This window comes from Kitasatospora sp. MAP12-44, from assembly GCF_029892095.1.
GTDB lineage: Bacteria > Actinomycetota > Actinomycetes > Streptomycetales > Streptomycetaceae > Kitasatospora.
The window spans coordinates 5,198,426-5,217,279 of record NZ_JARZAE010000004.1; the positions used below are offsets into that span (position 1 = coordinate 5,198,426).

Genomic DNA, 18,854 nt, shown 5'->3' on the forward strand with positions numbered 1-18,854 from the left:
GGGCCCGCCGCGCCGGAGAGTTACGGCATGGCGTGGGCGTGGGCGCCCACATTGGTGGAGAAGTCGTTGCCGTTCTTGGCGTCCCAGTTGGTCGACCAGGTCATCGCGCCGCGAATGGTCGGCCACTTGGCCGGCGGGACGAAGCTGCCGCAGTTGGTGCCGGTGGCCAGGCAGTCCAGCGCGTTGTTCACGACGGTGGAGTTCACGTAGCCGCCGCCCGCCGCCTGGCTGGAGGCCGGGACGCCGATGCCTACCTGCGACGGGTCGAGGCCGCCCTGGATGTGGGTGCAGACCTGGCTGGTGATGAAGTCCTCGGTGCCCTGGTTGTAGACCTTGCCGTCGCAGCCGGGCATCCCACCGGAGTTGTAGAACTGGGTGTTGACGACGGTGAGGATGTCCTTGACGCTCAGCGCGAGCTGGAAGTAGCCGCTGCTGGTGGTGTACATGTCCAGCGTCTGCGGGGCCATGGTGAGGATGAAGCCACTGCCGACCTTGCTCGCCAGGCTGTGCAGGCCCTGCGCCATATAGGTCGGGGTGATGCCGTTCTCCAGGTCGATGTCGACGCCGTCGAAGCCGTACTGCTGGATCAGCGCGTAGGCGCTGCTGGCGAAGTTCGCCGCCGAGGTGGCGTCGCTGACCGTGATCGCGCCGTTCTGGCCGCCGATGGAGAGGACGACCTTCTTGCCGGCCGCGTGCTTGGCGGCGATGTCGGCGCGGAACTGCGCGTCGGTGTAACCGCCGAGGTTGGTGGCGAGCGTCGGGTCCAGGGCGAAGGTGATGCCGCCGGGCTTGGTCGGGTCGGCGTTGGCGAACGAGACCGCGATGATGTCGTACGCGCTCTGGACGTCGGCGAGCTTCTGGTCGGTCGCGCCGTTGTCGAAGTCCTGCCAGTAGCCGGTGAGGACGTGCTTCGGCAGGCCGCCCGAGGCCGGCGGCGGCGTGGTGGGAGGCGGCGTGGTCGGCGGAGCAGTCGTCGGCGGCGCGGTGGTCGGCGGAGCAGTAGTGGGCGGAGCAGTGGTCGGCGGAGCAGTAGTAGGCGGAGCCGAAGCCCCCGCAGGCCCCGTCAGCGTCACGTCGTCCGCCGAGTACGCCCCCTGCCCGTACCACCCGTGCAGATATACCGTCACGCTCGTCGTGCTCGCACCCGTGGTGAACGTGGTGCTCAGCTGGTTCCACGAGCTCTGGCTCGACCAGGTGCTCGGGTCGGTCCCGCCGGTCCCGCTCGCGCCGAGGTAGACGTACGGCCCCTGCACCCAACTGCTCAGCGTGTAGCTGGAGCTCGGCTGCACCGACACCGTCTGCGTGCACTGCGCGCTGTCCGAGCTGCTGGGCGTGGCCTGCAGCGCGTACGAGCCGGAGTGCACCGGCGTGCTGACGGCGCTCGCGCTCGCGGTGCAGCTCCAGCCCGCCAGCGTGCCGGTCTCGAAGCCGCCGTTGGCCACCAGATTGACGGCGGCTGCGCTGGCACCACCGGCGAACAGCGCAAGGCCGGTGCCGGCCAGTGCGAGGGCGGTGGTGCCGGCGGTGAGCGCGGGCAGGGCGCGGCGTCGGCGCCGGTGGGTGGGGGAAACCGTACGGGCCATGACGAACTCTCCTGTGGGGAGGAGGGGAAGAGCCGCCGCGGTGGGGGTCGCGGCGGCCCGTGTGTGGGGGGCAGCACAAGCTGAGAGGCAAGCGGTTGAGTGCTCAACCGCTTGACGAACAAGCTGGACTAGACCAATGGCATGCGTCAAGGACCGATCTGCCGCCTTACGACTCCCTTAAGGAATCGGAGACCTGGTCGTGTCCGGCCCCACTGTGACCGCGGCCACACCGCCACGGCCGCTGACCGACCGTGTTTTGATGCTTCCTACCTGCTGTTTTCTTCCTTGCCAGGGCGGGAGTAGGCTTCCTCCGGACCCATGGCAGTGAGGGCCGGGGGCCAGGGGGGTACGAGCTCGGAGGGGCCGAAAGTCATGGGTCTGCGCGACATCGTCGACCGCACACCGGGTCTGCGAACCCTGCTGGGCGGCATGTACAACCTCTACGGCCAGCGGGTCGAGGCGCACCTCGCCCGCACTCCGCACCACGTCGGCGTGATCCTGGACGGCAACCGCCGCTGGGCCAAGGCGGGTGGCAACTCCCCGGACTACGGCCACCGCCGCGGCGCGGACAAGATCACCGAGTTCCTCGGCTGGTGCGACGAGACCAAGGTCGAGGTCGTCACCCTCTGGATGCTCTCCACCGACAACCTCTCCCGCCCGCCCGAGCAGCTCGTCCCGCTGCTGCGGATCATCGAGGACGCGGTGACCGGCCTCGCCGAGGCCAAGCGCTGGAAGATCCGCCCGGTCGGCGCGCTGGACCTGCTGCCGCCGCAGACCGCCGAGATCCTCAAGAACGCCGCCCAGTCCACCGCGCACCTCGAAGGCATCACGGTCAACGTGGCGGTGGGCTACGGCGGTCGGCACGAGATCGCCGACGCCGTCCGCTCGCTGCTCCAGGAGCACGCCGAGCGCGGCACCTCGATCGAGGAGCTGGCCGAGATCCTGGACGTCGAGCACATCGCCGAGCACCTCTACACCAAGGGCCAGCCGGACCCGGACCTGGTGATCCGCACCTCGGGCGAGCAGCGGCTCTCGGGCTTCCTGCTCTGGCAGAGCGCGCACAGCGAGTTCTACTTCTGCGAGGCGCACTGGCCGGCCTTCCGCAAGGTCGACTTCCTCCGCGCGCTGCGGGACTACGGGGAGCGCAACCGCCGCTACGGCGGCTGACGTCCAGCAAACCCCTGGTCAACTCCCAGTCAACTCCCAGGCGGACAGGGCGCGAACAGGGCGCGAACAGCGCGAAGGCGTCCCGCCGTTCGTCCCACCTACCCCACTGGCCACTCGGGGCAAACGTTCATCCGTAGTGATCCGTGAGTTCGCTTACGCGGGCATGCACGGCCCCCCGTCAGGGAATACAACTGCCAGACCGGCATCCTGACCATCGGGGTCGCGGGGGCCGGTGAGCCGCGGGTGACGCAGGGTCGCCCGCCCTGGAGGCCTAGTGGTCAGTTCCAAGAGCCGCCGGACGCCAGACCGGCGCACGTACGTCCTCGACACCAGCGTGCTCCTCGCAGATCCACTCGCCATGACGCGTTTCGAGGAGCACGAGGTGGTGCTCCCGGTGGTGGTGGTCACCGAGCTGGAAGCCAAGCGCCACCATCCCGAGCTGGGTTACTTCGCCCGCCAGGCCCTGCGCCTGCTCGACGACTACCGGGTCCGCTACGGCCGACTCGACGAGCCGATCCCGGTGGGCGACACCGGCGGCTCGATCCGGGTGGAGCTCAACCACTCGGACACCTCAGTGCTGCCGGCCGGCTACCGGCTCGGCGGCGGCGAGGCCGACACCCGGATCCTCGCGGTCGCCCGCAACCTGCAGGCCGAGGGGTACGACGTCACCGTCGTCTCCAAGGACCTGCCGATGCGGATCAAGGCCAGCGCGGTCGGCCTGCTCGCCGAGGAGTACCGCGCCGAGCTGGCCATCACCTCCGGGTGGACCGGAATGTCCGAACTGCCCGTCTCCGGCGATCAGGTGGACGAGCTCTTCGGTGCCCCGCACGAGGCCTCGGTGGAGATCGACGGCGCCGAGGAGCTGCCGGTGCACACCGGCCTGGTGCTCACCTCGGAGCGCGGTCGGGCGCTGGGCCGGGTGACCGGGGACGGCCGGGTCCGGCTGGTCCGCGGCGACCGCGAGGCGTTCGGGCTGCGCGGCCGCAGCGCCGAACAGCGGGTCGCGCTGGACGTGCTGCTCGATCCCGAGGTCGGGATCGTCTCGCTCGGCGGCCGAGCCGGCACCGGCAAGTCGGCGCTCGCGCTCTGCGCGGGTCTGGAGGCCGTGCTGGAGCGCCGGCAGCACCGCAAGGTGATGGTCTTCCGGCCGCTGTACGCGGTGGGTGGCCAGGAGCTGGGCTACCTGCCGGGCTCGGAGCACGAGAAGATGAGCCCCTGGGCGCAGGCGGTCTTCGACACCCTGTCGGCCGTCACCACGCCGGCGGTGATCGAAGAGGTGATCTCCCGCGGGATGCTGGAGGTGCTGCCGCTCACCCATATCCGGGGCCGCTCGCTGCACGATGCCTTCGTGATCGTGGACGAGGCGCAGTCGTTGGAGCGCAACGTGCTGCTGACGGTGCTCTCCCGGATCGGCTCGGGCTCGCGGGTGGTGCTCACCCACGACGTGGCGCAGCGGGACAACCTCCGGGTCGGCCGCTACGACGGGGTGGTCGCGGTGGTGGAGAAGCTGAAGGGGCATCCGCTCTTCGCACACATCACCTTGACCCGGTCCGAGCGTTCGCCCATCGCGGCGCTGGTGACCGAGCTGCTGGAGGACATCCAGCCGTAGGCCGTCCCAGTCAGTGCGGCCGCGAACGATCCGCCCGGCACCGGGAGTTCTCCCGGCGTCGGGCGGATCGTCATCACATCGCACCGCTCGCTGTCCAGTGAGTGGCCAATTCTTGTCGCGGCGCAGGATGTGAGCTTCGCCACGCAACCGGGAATTGCGCACGCGCGTCCCCTTGCGGCATGGTGAGGGTTCTGTCAGGCCCCGCGTACGGCCCACCTGTTGGGCGACAACTGAAAAGCGAAGGACCGTACGCCGCCCGAATCACTCGCCCGCACCCGGTAGTCAGGGGGTGGGCGCCGGGCCAGCGCCTCCCGTGACCAGCACCGATGGAGGCCAGCGACCAGGGGCATGTTGCGCCTTCACGGTCACGCGTGGGCGACGCTGGAAGGAAACCATGTGACTCGGATCTCGGTCCGGGGAGTTGCTGTGGCCTCCGCCACCGCCGTCACCGCAGTCGGTGCCGTCGTGGGTGTGGCCTCGGGCAGCGAGGCGACGAGCCCGCAGGCGACTGAAGTCGCAGGCGCGACTCTGCTCGCCGACGTCCCCTCAGCAGCCCAGGCGCAGACGGTCAGCGACAACTTCGTCACCCAGTCCACCGCGCAGCAGGCCGCTGCCGACGCGGCCGCACAGAAGGCCGCCGAGGAGGCGGCCCGTCTGAAGGCGGCTGCCGACGCACAGGCCAAGGCTGCCGCGGACAAGGCCGCAGCGGACGCCGCCAAGGCTGCCGCCGACAAGGCCGCGGCCGATGCCGCCGCCGCTGCTCGGGCCAAGGCCACGTCGGCGATGTCGGCCACGGCCGACTCGGCCTCGGCGCCGCCCGCGTCCTCGTTCAGCGCGGGCTCGGTCCAGGCCATCGCGGCCGGGATGATGGACGGCACCCAGTTCCAGTGCTTCAGCAACATCGTGACGCGCGAGAGCGGCTGGAACTACACCGCCCGGAACCCCTCCGGTGCCTACGGCCTGGTCCAGGCGCTGCCCGGTTCCAAGATGGCCTCGGCCGGCGCGGACTGGCAGACCAACCCGGCGACCCAGATCAAGTGGGGACTCGGCTACATGAACGACCGTTACGGCAGCCCGTGCGGTGCCTGGTCCTTCTGGCAGGCCCACAGCTGGTACTAGCTGGTACTAGAAGTCCGTCCGAACGCCCCCGACCCCACCGGTCGGGGGCGTTCGGCGTTTCGGCGACCAGGCGACCAGGGTCCGGAGCGGGAGAGGCCCGCAAGCCCCCCGTGCCATGATCGGCCCCGGCCCCGGGTAGCGTCATCCCTGAGAATCACGGGCGCGACCGGGAGGCGGAGCACAGATGGCAAGGGGAGGGCAACGAGGCCCCAAGGCGCTGCGGGCCATGGCGTCGGTCGCGGCCCGCGCCGCGGCCGGACTCGAGGAGCGCCGGCGGGCCGCCACCGAGCAGATCGAGCCGGAGATCGACGACCCCGTGCGGGTCCCGGCGGCGCGCCCGGTCGAGCCGGCCGCGGAGCACGGTTACGTCCCGTCCGGCCGCGCGCCCACGCTGGGCCGCCCGGCCACCCCCGCCGACGCGGTGCCCTGGGGGCTGCGGGTCGCCGCCGAGTCCACCTGGCGGCTGCTGCTGCTGGGCGGCGCACTCTATGTGATCTTCTCGGTGGTCGACATGCTGCGGCTGGTCGCCTTCGCGATCCTGGCCGGCCTGCTGGTCTCCGCGCTGCTCGAACCCACCGTCTCCTGGCTGCGCCGGCACGGCGTCCCGCGCTCGCTGGCCGCGGCCGGCACCTTCCTCAGCGGACTGGCCGGCATCGGCCTGGTCGGCTGGTTCGTGATCTGGCAGGTCACCAGCAATCTGGACAACGTCTCGCACCAGGCCCAGCGGGGCGTGGCGAAGCTGCGGGACTGGATGATCCACGGCCCGATGCATGTGACCCAGCAGCAGATCACCGAGTTCACCCACCAGATCCAGACCGCGATCGGCACCAACGCCCAGCAGATAACCTCACTCGGCTTCACCGGCGTCAGCATCGCCATCGAGGTGCTGACCGGCGTGCTGCTGGCCGTCTTCACCACCTTCTTCCTGCTCTACGACGGCGCGCAGATCTGGAGTTGGATGCTGCGCGCGCTGCCGCAGCAGTCCCGCTACGCGATGGCCGGCGCCGGTCCGAAGGCCTGGGCCACCCTTACCGCGTACGTCCGGGGCACCGTCTTCGTCGCCTTCATCGACGCGCTGTGCATCGGCATCGGCATCCAACTGCTCGGTGTGCCGCTGGCGCTGCCGCTGGCGGTGATCATCTTCCTGGGCGCCTTCGTGCCGCTGGTCGGCGCGCTGGTGACCGGGACCCTGGCGGTGCTGGTCGCGCTGGTGACCAAGGACGTCACCACGGCCGGCCTGGTGCTGGTGGTGCTGATCGCGGTGCAGCAGCTGGAGGGGCATCTGCTGCAGCCGCTGATCCTGGGCCGCGCGGTGCGGGTGCACCCGCTGGGCGTGGTGCTGGGCGTGGCGTCCGGCTCGATCATCGGCGGGATCGGCGGGGCGATCGTCGCGGTGCCGCTGATCGCCGTCACCAACACCGTGGTGGGTCACCTGCGCCGGCGCCACGCGGCGGGCAACGAGGTCTTCGTGGCCCTGGAGGCGGCCCAGGAAGCAGCGGCTCCGCACGACACCTCCCCGCCGGAGCCTGCCCACGCTTGAGACCGCCCGGCAATCGGTGGGCGGCGTCGCGACGCCCGGGCTGTCGCCTGGACGGCTTCTCCTCAGTCTCCCTCCTTGCCCGGCAACGGGCAGGAGGGGCCCTCAGCTCCGCAGTGGCTCCCTCGTCGGCACCGCCCAGACTCGGCCCGGACCCCGCTCCTTCTTCCACCCACCGATTGCCGGGCGGTCTAACATGGCGTCATGTATGTGACCAGGCTGGGCATCTCGGGTATCCGGGGTTTCACGCCGGCGCGCGAGGTGCGCCAGTTGGAGCTGCCGCAGGCGGGTTGGACGGTGCTGGCGGGGCGTAACGGCGCCGGCAAGACGACGCTGCTGCGCGCGCTCGCGCTGGCGCTCGGCGGGCCGTCGGTGGCGCGCAGCCTGGTCAGCGACTTCTCCGGGTGGATCACGGCGGGGGAGAGCACCGGGTGGGTGCAGGCCTTCGTGCGCCCCGACTGGTCGGTGGACCGGCTCGCGGGCAGCGGCAAGGCACCTAAGTACGATCTTCGGCTCGGCCTGCGCTGGACGCTGCCGCCGGGCGGCCCGCGCCCGGAGCTGACCACCTTCGGCTCGCCCAACCCCGAGCGCGGCCCCTGGGCGGAGAACCCGCGCGGCTGGTTCTTCGCCGGCTACGGCCCGTTCCGCCGGCTGCTCGGCGGCGCGGGCGAGAGCCAGCGGCTGATGCTCTCGGCCGGCCCGGTCGGCCGGCTCGCCACGCTCTTCCACGAGGAGGCCTCACTCGCCGAGGGCGTCTCCTGGCTGGTCGACCAGCACGTCCGCCGCCTGGAGGGCCGCCCGGGCGCGCAGCAGGCGCTCGACGTGGTGAGCGCGCTGCTCTCGGACGGTCTGCTGCCCGACGGCTACACCGTCGCCAAGGTCGACTCCGACGGCCTATGGGTCCGCAGAGTCGACGGGCCCGACTTCCCGCTCCGGGAGATGAGCGACGGCTACCGCACGGTCGCCGCCCTGGTGCTCGACCTGGTCCGCCAGTTCCAGTCCGCCTACGGCCTGCTCCCGCTGGACGAGGCCGGAGCCGTGGCGCTGCCCGGGGTGGTGCTGATCGACGAGATCGACGCCCATCTGCACGTCAGCTGGCAGCAGCGGATCGGGCCCTGGCTCAAGGCGCACTTCCCGCTGGTGCAGTTCATCGTCTCGACGCACAGTCCGTATATCTGCCAGGCTGCCGACCCGGGTGGGCTGATCCGGATAGCGGGTGTGGACGAGGACTTCCCACCGCAGCCGGTCAGCGAGGAGCTCTACCGCCGGATCGTCTACGGCAGCGGGGACGACGCGGTGCTCTCCGAGCTCTTCGGCCTGGAGTCGCCCTACTCCGACCGGGCCGAGGACGCCCGCCGCCGGCTCGGCGACATCGAGGGCCGGGTGCTGGCCGGTGACTCCAGCGACGACGAGCTCGCGGAGTACCAGGAGCTGAGCGAGCGGCTGATGAGCTCGCTCTCGGCCCGGGTCGACGAGGTCTCCGCGCGGCTGGGCAGACGCGGGTGATCCCGCTGCAGCGCGGGCCGCTGCCCGAGGAGCTGTCCGCCCGGATGGCCGCCCGCACCGAGCGGCTGGCCGACCGCGGCGGCGGCGCCCGGGAGTTGTGGCGCGACAGCCGCACGGTGCGGCGGGACCTGAGCGTCCACCTGGTCGCGATGGCGGCCGGCCTCTCGCGCTGCATGTACTGCGGCGACAGCGAGGGCACCAGCATCGACCACTTCCAGCCGATCGCGCTGGCCCCGCTGCGCGCCTTCGACTGGCTCAACCACCTGTGGGCCTGCGCCTTCTGCAACAGCAACCAGAAGCGCGACCGCTACCCGACCGACCGGCACGGCTCGGCCCTGCTGATCGACCCGACCAGCGACGAGCCCGCCGACCACCTGGCGCTGACCCTGGCCACCGGCGCCTACCGGCCGCGCACCCCCAAGGGGCACGAGACGATCACCGTCTTCGGCCTGGACCGCCCGGTGCTGGAGCGCGGCCGGGCCCAGGCGTACGTCCGCTGCCGCTCGATGCTGCGCGACCTGGCCCGGACCACCGCGCAGGGCGAGCGCGCCGAGGCCGCCGCCGTCGCGCACGCGCTGGCCGTCCAGCCGTTCGCGGACGTGCTCTACGAGATGCTGCGGCTGCACACCGCGCCCCGCGCCGCGCTGATCTTCGGCGCGGAGACGGTGGCGGGCCTGCACGTGTTGAAGGGGCCCCGCTCACCCGAGCGAAGCCCCTTCAACAACCGAACCGACTAGGCGAGCGCCGCCTCGGCGTCCAGCACGGACGCCACGGCCTGCACGATCGCGGCGATCTTCGCGGCGGCCTGGATGACCTCACGCTCGACGCCGGCCTTGCGCAGCACCTGCTCGTGCGAGTCGAGGCACTGGCCGCAGCCGTTGATCGCGGAGACCGCGAAGCTCCACAGCTCGAAGTCGATCTTCTCGACGCCCGGGTTGCCGATGACGTTCATCCGCAGTCCGGTCCGCAGGTTCCCGTACTCCTTGTCGGAGAGCAGGTGCAGCGTGCGGTAGTAGACGTTGTTCATCGCCATGACGGCGGCGGCGGCCTTGGCGGCGGTGTACGCCTCCGCCGAGAGGAGCTCCTTGGCCTGCGGCTCCAGCTCGCTCAGCACGGGCTTGCTGCCGGTGGCCATCGCGCAGGAGAGCACGGTGCCCCAGAGCTGCTGGGCCGGCAGGTCGGAGTTGCCGATGACCGCGCTCAGGTTGAGCTTGAGGTCCTTGGCGTAGTCCGGCAGCGCCGACTTCAGTTCGTCGAGAGCCATCGGATCAGCCGGCCAGCAGGGCGCCGGCGTCCAGGGTGGCCTCGCCCTTGGTCCAGTTGCACGGGCACAGCTCGTCGGTCTGCAGGGCGTCCAGCACCCGCAGGACCTCCTTCGGGTTCCGGCCGACGGAACCGGCGGTCACCATGGTGAACTGGATCTCGTTGTTCGGGTCCACGATGAAGACGGCGCGCTGGGCGGTGCCGTCCTCGGCCTCGACGCCGCAGGCGCGCATCAGCTCGTGCTTGATGTCGGCCAGCATCGGGAAGGGCAGGTCACGCAGGTCGGCGTGGTCCTTGCGCCAGGCGTGGTGGACGAACTCGGAGTCGCCGGAGACGCCCAGGATCTGCGCGTCGCGGTCAGCGAACTCCTCGTTCAGCTTGCCGAACGCGGCGATCTCGGTCGGGCAGACGAAGGTGAAGTCCATCGGCCAGAAGAAAACGATCTTCCACTTGCCCTCGTAGGACTTGTGGTCGATGTCGGCGAACGCCTTCGCGGCGTCGAGGTCGACGCAGGCCTTGAGTTCGAACTCGGGGAACTTGTCACCGATCGTCAGCACGTTCGCTTCTCCTGGGTTAGGAAGTGAGGGTAAATGTCCGAATTGCCTATGGTTCGGCGGAATCCCGACGTGATCCACAGTGACACAGCGCGCACTGATCAGTGAAATAGCTAGACTCGTGATATCTGATCGGAGAGAGCTATCAGTACCGAGTACCGCAGGCCGCGCACGGAGCGACCGCGTAAACCTGAGGCGGGTGTGGCGAGCGCCACAGCCCGCGCCACCCGCACGCCCACCGTCTCCCAGCTGCGCGCTTTCGTCGCGGTGGCTGAGCACCGGCACTTCCGCGACGCCGCCGCGGCGATCGGCACCAGCCAGCCGGCGCTCTCCGGGGCGGTGGCCGCGCTGGAGGAGGCGCTCGGGGCGCAGCTCGTCGAGCGTACGACGCGCAAGGTCATCATCACCTCCCTGGGGGAGCGCGTGGCCGAGCACGCGCGCCGGGTGCTCGGCGCCCTGCAGGACCTGACGGGGGAGGTCGAGGCCGCCCGGCGCCCGTTCACCGGGCCGCTGCACCTCGGGGTGATCCCCACCGTCGCGCCGTACCTGCTGCCGGCCGTGCTGCGGCTGGTCCGCGACGGCTACCCGGATCTCGAACTGCACGTCCACGAGGAACGCACCCCCTCGCTGCTCGAGGGCCTGGCCGCCGGGCGCCTCGACCTGCTGCTGCTCGCGCTGCCCGCCGGCGGCTCCTCGCCGACCCGCGACATCCCGCTGTTCGACGAGGACTTCGTGCTGGTCACGCCGCCCGAGCACGCGCTGGCCGGGCGCGTCGACGTGCCCCGGGACGTCCTGCTCGATCTGGACGTGCTGCTGCTCGAAGAGGGGCACTGCCTGCGCGACCAGGCGCTCGACCTGTGCCGCGAGGTCGGCGCCGAGGCCGGCGGCGGCAGTACCCGGGCGGCCGGGCTCTCCACCCTGGTGCAGCTGGTGGCCGGCGGTCTGGGCGTCACCCTGCTGCCCGCCACCGCGCTGGAGGTCGAGGCTGGCCGCACCGACCGGCTCGCCGCGGTGCACTTCAGCGCCCCCGCGCCCGGCCGCCGGATCGGCCTGGCCACCCGCCCCGGCTCGGCCCGCAGTGCCGAGTACGACCGCTTCGCCGACTCCCTGCGCGAGGTACTGGCCGACCTTCCCGTGCGGATCGTCAGCTGAGGATCCGTCTGACGGAGTAACCGTCCGGGGTTTTCTCCTTATTGTCTGATCATTGTTCAACTCCCTTTCCTCTCGGGCCCCTTGAGCCTCTCTCTCGACACTCCATCAGCCTGCTGACCAGCCGATTACGCCCCGCCGCCGCGTGGCCGCCCGCGCGCCACGGCGTGAGCATGAGCGAGGCCAGAGAGTTCGAGCGGCAGGGAGTAAGTGGCGTGGCACCGTCGACCAAACCCGATCCGGATCAGGACGTCGGCGCGGGCGCGTCCGCCGATCCCGTACGTCGCCCGCCCGGCCGGCTGCGCCGGCTGCTCGCCAGACCGACGGTGCGGGTGATCCTGGCGGTGTTCGCCGCCTTCCTGGCCTGGCTCAGCTGGTCGGTGGGCGGCGCGCTGCTCGCCCCCGGCAACGACAGCACGGCCGCCCGGCTGGCCGAGTGGGGGCGCGACCACCACCTCGGCCCGATGGTGACGATGCTGGAGACGGCCCAGTACAAGATGAGCCCGCCGAGGGTCGGCGGCCGGCCGAGCATCGCCATCGGCGGGCCGCAGGCCCCGCTGGCCACCACGGTCGACCCCGCCAGCCATGCACCCACCCCGGCCCTGCCGCCGATCGAGCTGGCACCGCTCACCAGCCCGGCCGGCGACCCGCTGCCGGGCGAGGGCGCCTGGCGGGTGCTCAGCAGTGTCCGCGGCACGCCCGCCATCCAGGCCGCCGAGCTGCGCCCCGATGCCACGCACACCTCCTACCTGGCCGGCGTGGTCTCGATGGACCCGCGGCTGGTGCGCTTCCAGCTCCACCCGGGCACCGACGACCCCGGCCCTGACAACTGGGGCGTGCCGCCGAACATCCCGCCGGACCAGCGTGCCGGGCTGCTGGCCAGCTTCAACGGCGGCTTCAAGGTCAACGTCAACGAGGCACGCGGCGGCTTCTTCCTCAACGGTGTCACCCACGGCACGCTGACCTCCGGCGCGGCCTCGCTGGTCTTCTACAAGGACGGCCATGCCACGGTGGGTAGTTGGGACAACGGCGTCGAGATGAGCCCGGATGTGGTCGGGGTGCGGCAGAACCTGCGCGTCATCGTCGACCAGGCCGCCGTGCCGGACGACGTCGACAGCCACATCGAGAGCGGCTGGGGCCTGACCATCGGCGGCGCGTACTTCGTCTGGCGCTCCGGGGTCGGGGTCACCGCGGACGGGCGGCTGGTCTTCGTCTACGGTCCGGCGCTGTCGGTCCGCACGCTGGCGAACCTGCTGCAGCAGGCCGGCTGCGTGGAGGCGATGCAGCTGGACATCAACCCGGCCTGGATGTCCTTCAACTACTACCAGCCCGGATCCGACCCTCAGGACCCGACGCCGGTCAAGCTGCTCCCTGACCAGGAGCGCCCGGCCGAGCGCTACTTCGAGCCGACCAGCCGCGACTTCACCGCGGTGTACGCCCGATGACCGCGCAGCCCCCGGTGCTCCCGGCACCGGAGTTCGCCGATCCCGTCCAGCTCGCCACCCGGCCGGTCTGGGTCGGCTGGCCGCTCGCGGTGCTGCGCACCTCCCGGCCGCGCCAGTGGCCCAAGAACCTGCTGGTGTTCGCCGCGCCGGTGGCCGGCGCCTCGCGCGGGCGGGCCGACGGACTGGCCTACGCACTGGTCGCGTTCGGCGTCTTCACGATGGCCTCCTGCGCCGTCTACTTCGTCAACGACGTGGTGGACGTCGAGCGCGACCGGCGCCACCCGAGCAAGCGCACCAGGCCGATCGCGGCCGGCCAACTCGGCACCGGGCAGGCGGTGGCGATCGCGGTCGCCTTCGTGCTGCTGGCCGAGGCCGGCGGACTCGCGATCGGCAGCGCCGGGCTGGTCGCCACGGTCACCGGCTACCTGGCCATCTCGTTCCTCTACTCGGCCACCCTCAAGCACATCCCGGTGCTCGAACTGACCGTGGTGGCCTCGGGGTTCGTGCTGCGGGCGCTCGGTGGCGCGGCCGCCGCGCGGGTGGCGCCGTCGGGCTGGTTCGTGCTGGTCTGCAGCCTGGGCGCGCTGCTGGTGGCCATCGCCAAGCGGTACACCGAACTCGCCGGCCTCGGGGCGGGCGCGGCCGGGCACCGGCCCTGCCTGCGCGGCTACACGCCGACCGGCCTGCGGTTCGCGCAGCGCCTGGTGAGCGCCGCGATGATCGGCGCCTACCTCGGCTGGGCGCTGCTCAACGGCTCGCCCTGGGCGGTCGGTTGGCATCTGGTCACGGCCGTTCCGCTGGCCGCCGCGCTGGCCCGCTTCGACCGGCTCACCGCGCGGGCGACGATGACCCGGGTCGAGGATCTGATCACCAGGGACGGACCTATGCTGGGTTGCGAAGTGCTGTGGTTGGCCCTCTTCGTGGTGGGGATGCGTGGATGACCCCCGTGGTCAGGGCAACGTCGCCGGACCGCCTGCTGCAGGGCTGGGGCCGCACCACCGCCAGCGTCTCCCGGGTGGTCGGGCCGCTGGAGCCGGGCGCGCTACGGGAGTTGATCGCCGGGCGGCCCGATCGTGGCCTGCTCGCCCGCGGCGCCGGCCGCAGCTACGGGGACGCCGCGCAGAACGCCGGCGGCCTGGTGCTCGCCCCCGCGACGGCCTCCCGGATCGAACTCGACACCGCCGCCGCGACGGTGCGGGTGGCCGGCTCGACCACCTTCGCCGAACTGCTCACCCTGATCGTCCCGCACGGCCTGCTGCTGCCGGTCCTGCCGGGCACCCGCCACCTGACCGTCGGCGGCGCGGTGGCGGCCGATGTGCACGGCAAGAACCAGCGGGCCGACGGGACCATCTTCCGCTGGCTGGACAGCATCGAACTGCTGGGCGGCGACGGCGAGTTGCGCACGCTCAGGGCGAATGTGGAGGCGGACGGACCGGCGTTTCGCGCCACGGTCGGCGGGATGGGCCTGACCGGCGTCATCCTGGCGGCCACCCTGCGGCTGATCCGGATCCGCAGCTCGATGATGCGGGTGACCGTCCGCCGGGCGCCCGATCTCGACTCGCTGATGGCCGAGTTGGAGTCCGCGGCCAGCCGCTACGCGGTCGCCTGGATCGACACCACCGCCACCGGCCGTTCGCTGGGCCGCGGCATCGTCGACCTCGGCGACCACCTCCCGGCGCCGCACCCGCTCGCCGAGCCGGACGGCCTGCGCTACGGGCCGACCAGCGCCCCGCTCGCCCCCCGGCTGCCGCTCGGCCTGTTCAACCCGCTCACCGCGCGCGCCTTCAACGAGCTCTGGTACCGCCGCGCGCCGCGCGAACGGCACGCCGTCCAGGGCTTCCCGGAGTTCTTCCACCGGCTCGACGCGGTCGCCCAGTGGAACCGCTCGCTGGGCCCGCGAGGCTTCCTGCAGTACCAGTTCGCCGTCCCGCTGCGGGCCCGGCACCTGGTGGCCGAAGTCCTTGAGGCCCTGCAGCGGGTCGGCGCGGCGCCCTTCCTCGGCACCCTGAAGCGCTTCGGCCCGGCCCGCGGCGGCCCGCTCTCCTTCCCGCTGCCGGGCTGGTCGCTGGCGGTGGACATGCCGCTGGGCGGTCCGCGCCTTGACGAGCTGCTGCACCAGCTGGACCGCCGGGTGGCGAACGCCGGCGGCCGGGTCTACCTCGCCAAGGACGCCCGGCTGAGCCGCACCGCCTTCGACGCGATGTACGGCCCGCTGGAGGACTGGCGCGCTGCCCGGGCGCTGCTCGACCCCGCCGATACGATGCGATCCGATCTGGGACGGAGACTGGGACTGTGCCGATGAACCACCGACCCGCCCGACTGCGCGTGCCCGGCCGCGTGCTGCTGCTCGGCGGCGGCAGCGAGATCGGCCGTGAGATCCTGCTCGCACTCGACCTGCCGCCCGGCTGCGAGGTGGTGCTGGCCGGGCGCGACGAGCAGCGGATGGCCGTGGCCGGTGCGGACCTGCCGTTCCGGGTGCGGACGGCGTACTACGACGCCACCGCGCTGGAGAGCCACCAGCGCTTCGTCGACGAGGTCTTCGCGGCCGGACCGGTCGACCTGGTGGTCTCGGCCGCCGGCGTGCTGATCGACCAGGAGCTGCTGGACCAGGACCCGCTGCGCGCCGGGCTGCTCGTCGAGACCAACCTGACCGGCCATGTCACCACGCTGCTGGCGGTGGCCCAGCACCTGCGCAGGCAGCGCCAGGGCATGATCGTGGTGCTCTCCTCGGTCGCGGCGGTGCGTCCGCGCAAGGCCAACTACGTGTACGGCGCGGCCAAGGCGGGCCTGGACGCGTTCGCCCGGGGGCTGGCCGACTCGCTGCACGGCAGCGGCGTGCGGCTGCTGCTGGTGCGGCCCGGTTTCGTGATCGGCCGGATGACGGCGGGCATGGCGCCGGCCCCGGCGTCCACCACCGCGGCCGCGGTCGGCGCGGCGGTCGCCGCGGCGCTGGCGAACTGCTCGACGGTGGTGTGGGTGCCGCGCTCGATGGGGGTGCTGGCCGGCGTGATGCGGCTGATCCCCCGTCCGCTCTGGCGCAAGCTGCCCCGCTGAGCCCGGCTGCCCGTCCGAGCGCGCCGGCTCAGACGGGCAGCCGCTGCTCGAACCAGACGACCTTGCCGCCGCCGAGCCGGGTGGCGCCCCAGCGTTCGGCGAACTTGGCGACCAGGTGCAGGCCGCGGCCCCGCTCGTCCTGCGGCCCGGCGGGGCGGCGCCGGGGCAGCTGGGGGCTGTCGTCGCCGACCTCGCAGCGCAGGTGCGAGGTCCGCACCAGCCGCAGGGTGACCGGGCGGGTGGCGTGCTGGATGGCGTTGGTGACCAGCTCGCTGACCATCAGCTCGGTGTTCTCGGTGAGCTCCTCCAGGCCCCAGCGGCGCAGCGCGTGCCCGGCCAGCCGGCGGGCCCGGCCGGGGGTCTCGTGCCGCGGCTGGAGGTACCAGTAGGCGACGTCCTCGGCCGGGATCCCGTCGAAGGAGGCGGCCAGCAGCGCGATGTCGTCACCGCGGTCGCCCGGCGGAAGGATCTTCAGCGCCTCCTGGCAGAGCTGCTCGGGCGAGTGGTGGTGGGCGGTGGAGAGCCGGGCGCGCAGCAGCTCCAGGCCGCTGCTGATCGGGCGCCGACGGGTCTCCACCAGGCCGTCGGTGAAGAGCAGTAGCGCGGAGCCGGGCGGTGCGGGCAGCTCCACGGAGGAGAAGTCGACCCCGCCGACGCCGATCGGCGCGCCCGGCGGGAGGTCGAGCAGCTCGGCCCGGCCGTCGGGGTGGATCAGCGCGGGCGGCATGTGTCCGGCGTTGGAGACCACGATGCGGTTGGCGATCGGGTCGTAGACCGCGTATACGCAGGTGGCCAAGTGCTGTTCCCGGCCCAGCCGTTGGGCCTGTTCGTCGAGATGGTAGAGCACCTCGTGCGGGGGCAGGTCGAGCGCGGCCAGGGTCTGCGCGCTGGTCCGCAGCTGCCCCATCACGGCGGCCGAGGTGAGCGAGTGGCCCATCACGTCGCCGACGATCAGGGCGACCCGGTTGCCCGGCAGCGGGATCGCGTCGTACCAGTCGCCGCCGACCTGGGCGTCGCTCTCGGCGGGCAGGTAGCGGTGTGCCAGCCGGACGCCGTGCGGCTGCGGCAGGTGGGCGGGCAGCATGCTGCGCTGCAGCTGGTCGGCGATCTCCGACTCGCGGGTGTAGCGCAGCGCGGTGTCCACCGCCAGGCCCGCCAGGGTGGCCAGGTGGGCGGCGGTGTGGGTGTCGGCGCTGTCGAAGCGGCCCGGCTTGCCGTCGGTGGCGCGCGGGCGGCGGATCAGCACCAGGAGTCCGATGACGGCGCCGCGGCCGTGCAGCGGCAGGGCGAGCAGTGCGGTGCCGCGCGCCAGGCCGGCCAGCGCGCGGGCGCCGTACAGCTCGGTGAAGAGCGGCAGCAGCCGTTCGCTGCGCCGGCCGCCGAGCACCAGCGGGCCCACCAGGGCCTGCTGGAGCAGCACCTCGGCCAGCGCACCGCCGGGCCGCGCGGTGACGGTCTCCCGGCGCCGGCCCAGCCTGGTGCCCTCGGCGCGGTGCAGGCGCAGCGCGGTCGGCGGACGGCTGCGGTCGCGCTCACTGGCCGGAACGGGGTCGCGCAGGTGGACGAGCGCGGCGTCGGCCAGCGCCGGGACCAGCACCTTGACCAGGTTGCGGACCGTGCCGACCGGGTCGAGGGTGCCGTTGATCCGTCGGGTGGCCCAGTTGAGGTACGCCAGCCGTTCGTTCAGGGCCTGGCGGACCCGCAGGTTCAGCGGCGGGGCGGGCGCGCCGGGTTCGGTGGGCGGGCGGCGCTGGGCCGGGACGGCGGGCGACTGGCCGGCCTGGGGGGAGGGGAGGTCGCGCACGGCTGCCCGTTCTTACTGGTCGAGGGTGACGGCGGGTCGGGCGGGTTCGGGGTGGTCAGTCGATGCGGCGGCAGTGCAGGAAGAGCTGTTCCTCCGGCGGCAGCGCGGTACAGGCGGGAGCGTACGGGCGGTCGCTGCACGCCTCCACGGTGAAGCCGGCCTGGTGCAGCAGCTGGGCCAGCTCCTCGCGGAGGTAGCCGCTGATCCTGATCTCCTGGCCGAGGAACAGCAGCGGGTAGTGGTCGAGGTCGGCCTCCACCATGCCGAGCGCCAGCAGCCCGCCGGGCCGCAGGAGTGTCCGGATCCGGTCCAGCATCAGCGGTATCTCGCGTTGCGGCAGCACGATCAGCGAGAAGAACGCGGTGACGGCGGCGAAGCGCCCGGCCCCGGCCGGCCCGAGCTCCGGCAGCCCCCAGGCCTGCTCGGCGCGCTCGGTGGCGAGGTCGTACATGTCCATCCGGTGGTAGCGGGCGGCCTCGGGCAGGTTCTGCCGGGCCAGCCTCAGCATGCCGTCGGAGAGGTCGATGGCCGTCACGTCCAGGCCGCCGGCAGCCAGTTGGCGGGCGGTTGGATCGCCGATTCCGCAGCCGATGTCCAGCACCCGGGAGCCGATCGGGAGTTCGGCCAGCAGCCGGCAACCCGCCGCGAGCTGGCCGGACTTGGCGGGAAACGCCTCGCTGTAGCGGGAGCCGATCACGTCGAAGGCCAGTGCCTGCAGGGCGCGCTCGGCACTGCGGCAGACCAGGGGGTGCGGCTCGGCCGCCGCGCCCTGGGCAGGGTCCGTTATCTGTCCCGTCGTCACGATTGAGAGGCACCTTTCCACCGTGGCACCGACCGCCGCTACAGTCGGTGGCCGTCCGCTCCTCGCAGTCCCCGTCCGCTCCGCCGGTCGCGCGCGCCCGCCGCACGTGCCACCTGGCCTCTGAGAATATGCGTGATCACTGCGGTATGGAGTCCGTTTCCAGCCAACTCATACCTGCCGGGACGAATACGCAGCAGGTGGCGGGAGCTCAGTGGGGCAGGCGGGGGTGGTGAGAGCGGCCCTCGCGCGCCGCGTGGCGCAG

General features: G+C 72.3%; 16 protein-coding genes. 11 read left to right on the plus strand and 5 right to left on the minus strand.

Annotated features, from left to right (window positions below):
• Positions 1-20: 20 nt before the first annotated feature.
• Positions 21-1,583, minus strand: coding sequence for a glycosyl hydrolase family 18 protein (locus P3T34_RS24120; RefSeq protein ID WP_280668129.1), 1,563 nt, complete (start codon positions 1,581-1,583; stop codon positions 21-23).
• Between the two features lie 372 nt (positions 1,584-1,955).
• On the opposite strand from P3T34_RS24120, the gene P3T34_RS24125 reads away from it, so the two are divergent.
• The 6 genes from P3T34_RS24125 to P3T34_RS24150 all read left to right on the plus strand — a co-directional run bounded on the left by P3T34_RS24125 (position 1,956) and on the right by P3T34_RS24150 (position 9,258).
• Positions 1,956-2,750, plus strand: coding sequence for an isoprenyl transferase (locus P3T34_RS24125; protein ID WP_280668130.1), 795 nt, complete (start codon positions 1,956-1,958; stop codon positions 2,748-2,750).
• A gap of 274 nt (positions 2,751-3,024) precedes the next feature.
• Positions 3,025-4,359 (plus strand): PhoH family protein, encoded by a 1,335-nt coding sequence (locus P3T34_RS24130; protein ID WP_280668131.1) that lies wholly within the window; start codon positions 3,025-3,027, stop codon positions 4,357-4,359.
• A 396-nt stretch (positions 4,360-4,755) separates the two neighbouring features.
• Positions 4,756-5,478 (plus strand): transglycosylase SLT domain-containing protein, encoded by a 723-nt coding sequence (locus tag P3T34_RS24135; protein WP_280668132.1) that lies wholly within the window; start codon positions 4,756-4,758, stop codon positions 5,476-5,478.
• Between the two features lie 226 nt (positions 5,479-5,704).
• Positions 5,705-7,018, plus strand: coding sequence for an AI-2E family transporter (locus P3T34_RS24140; protein ID WP_280668133.1), 1,314 nt, complete (start codon positions 5,705-5,707; stop codon positions 7,016-7,018).
• A gap of 201 nt (positions 7,019-7,219) precedes the next feature.
• Entirely contained in the window at positions 7,220-8,521 is a 1,302-nt protein-coding gene (locus P3T34_RS24145; RefSeq protein WP_280668134.1) for an AAA family ATPase, read from the plus strand.
• Entirely contained in the window at positions 8,518-9,258 is a 741-nt protein-coding gene (locus tag P3T34_RS24150; protein ID WP_280668135.1) for a hypothetical protein, read from the plus strand. Before P3T34_RS24145 ends, P3T34_RS24150 begins: the two co-directional genes overlap by 4 nt.
• On the opposite strand, the gene P3T34_RS24155 is transcribed toward P3T34_RS24150, so the two are convergent.
• Together P3T34_RS24155 and P3T34_RS24160 are read right to left on the minus strand one after the other, a co-directional pair.
• Positions 9,255-9,785 (minus strand): carboxymuconolactone decarboxylase family protein, encoded by a 531-nt coding sequence (locus P3T34_RS24155; RefSeq protein WP_280668136.1) that lies wholly within the window; start codon positions 9,783-9,785, stop codon positions 9,255-9,257. The genes P3T34_RS24150 and P3T34_RS24155 overlap by 4 nt on opposite strands.
• Positions 9,786-9,789: 4 nt before the next feature.
• Entirely contained in the window at positions 9,790-10,341 is a 552-nt protein-coding gene (locus tag P3T34_RS24160; protein WP_280668137.1) for a peroxiredoxin, read from the minus strand.
• 198 nt (positions 10,342-10,539) lie between these two features.
• Here P3T34_RS24160 and P3T34_RS24165 point away from each other — a divergent pair, with 198 nt between their 5' ends.
• The 5 genes from P3T34_RS24165 to P3T34_RS24185 all read left to right on the plus strand — a co-directional run bounded on the left by P3T34_RS24165 (position 10,540) and on the right by P3T34_RS24185 (position 15,986).
• The gene (locus tag P3T34_RS24165) at positions 10,540-11,490 is read left to right on the plus strand and encodes a LysR substrate-binding domain-containing protein (RefSeq protein WP_280668138.1); all 951 of its coding nucleotides are present in this window, start codon (positions 10,540-10,542) and stop codon (positions 11,488-11,490) included.
• Between the two features lie 212 nt (positions 11,491-11,702).
• Positions 11,703-12,932, plus strand: coding sequence for a phosphodiester glycosidase family protein (locus P3T34_RS24170; protein ID WP_280668139.1), 1,230 nt, complete (start codon positions 11,703-11,705; stop codon positions 12,930-12,932).
• Positions 12,929-13,873 (plus strand): decaprenyl-phosphate phosphoribosyltransferase, encoded by a 945-nt coding sequence (locus P3T34_RS24175; RefSeq protein WP_280668140.1) that lies wholly within the window; start codon positions 12,929-12,931, stop codon positions 13,871-13,873. Before P3T34_RS24170 ends, P3T34_RS24175 begins: the two co-directional genes overlap by 4 nt.
• On the plus strand, positions 13,870-15,234 hold the full coding sequence (locus tag P3T34_RS24180) for an FAD-binding oxidoreductase (protein WP_280668141.1): 1,365 nt from the start codon (positions 13,870-13,872) through the stop codon (positions 15,232-15,234). The genes P3T34_RS24175 and P3T34_RS24180 overlap by 4 nt, the downstream gene beginning before the upstream one ends.
• Positions 15,231-15,986: an SDR family NAD(P)-dependent oxidoreductase gene (locus P3T34_RS24185; RefSeq protein WP_280668142.1), complete on the plus strand. Its 756-nt coding sequence runs from the start codon at positions 15,231-15,233 to the stop codon at positions 15,984-15,986. The genes P3T34_RS24180 and P3T34_RS24185 overlap by 4 nt, the downstream gene beginning before the upstream one ends.
• Before the next feature lie 28 nt (positions 15,987-16,014).
• On the opposite strand, the gene P3T34_RS24190 is transcribed toward P3T34_RS24185, so the two are convergent.
• Both P3T34_RS24190 and P3T34_RS24195 read right to left on the minus strand, forming a co-directional pair.
• Positions 16,015-17,790: a SpoIIE family protein phosphatase gene (locus P3T34_RS24190; protein ID WP_280668143.1), complete on the minus strand. Its 1,776-nt coding sequence runs from the start codon at positions 17,788-17,790 to the stop codon at positions 16,015-16,017.
• 55 nt (positions 17,791-17,845) lie between these two features.
• Positions 17,846-18,592 (minus strand): class I SAM-dependent methyltransferase, encoded by a 747-nt coding sequence (locus P3T34_RS24195; RefSeq protein WP_348534682.1) that lies wholly within the window; start codon positions 18,590-18,592, stop codon positions 17,846-17,848.
• Positions 18,593-18,854: the final 262 nt, after the last annotated feature.

What these genes read in the sequence shown, in the direction of transcription:
- P3T34_RS24120 (WP_280668129.1), bottom strand. Translation starts at nt 1,583, where the DNA reads ATGGCCCGTACGGTTTCCCCCACCCACCGGCGCCGACGCCGCGCCCTG.
- P3T34_RS24125 (WP_280668130.1), top strand. Translation starts at nt 1,956, where the DNA reads ATGGGTCTGCGCGACATCGTCGACCGCACACCGGGTCTGCGAACCCTG.
- P3T34_RS24140 (WP_280668133.1), top strand. Translation starts at nt 5,705, where the DNA reads ATGGCGTCGGTCGCGGCCCGCGCCGCGGCCGGACTCGAGGAGCGCCGG.
- P3T34_RS24145 (WP_280668134.1), top strand. Translation starts at nt 7,220, where the DNA reads ATGTATGTGACCAGGCTGGGCATCTCGGGTATCCGGGGTTTCACGCCG.
- P3T34_RS24155 (WP_280668136.1), bottom strand. Translation starts at nt 9,785, where the DNA reads ATGGCTCTCGACGAACTGAAGTCGGCGCTGCCGGACTACGCCAAGGAC.
- P3T34_RS24175 (WP_280668140.1), top strand. Translation starts at nt 12,929, where the DNA reads ATGACCGCGCAGCCCCCGGTGCTCCCGGCACCGGAGTTCGCCGATCCC.
- P3T34_RS24180 (WP_280668141.1), top strand. Translation starts at nt 13,870, where the DNA reads ATGACCCCCGTGGTCAGGGCAACGTCGCCGGACCGCCTGCTGCAGGGC.
- P3T34_RS24185 (WP_280668142.1), top strand. Translation starts at nt 15,231, where the DNA reads ATGAACCACCGACCCGCCCGACTGCGCGTGCCCGGCCGCGTGCTGCTG.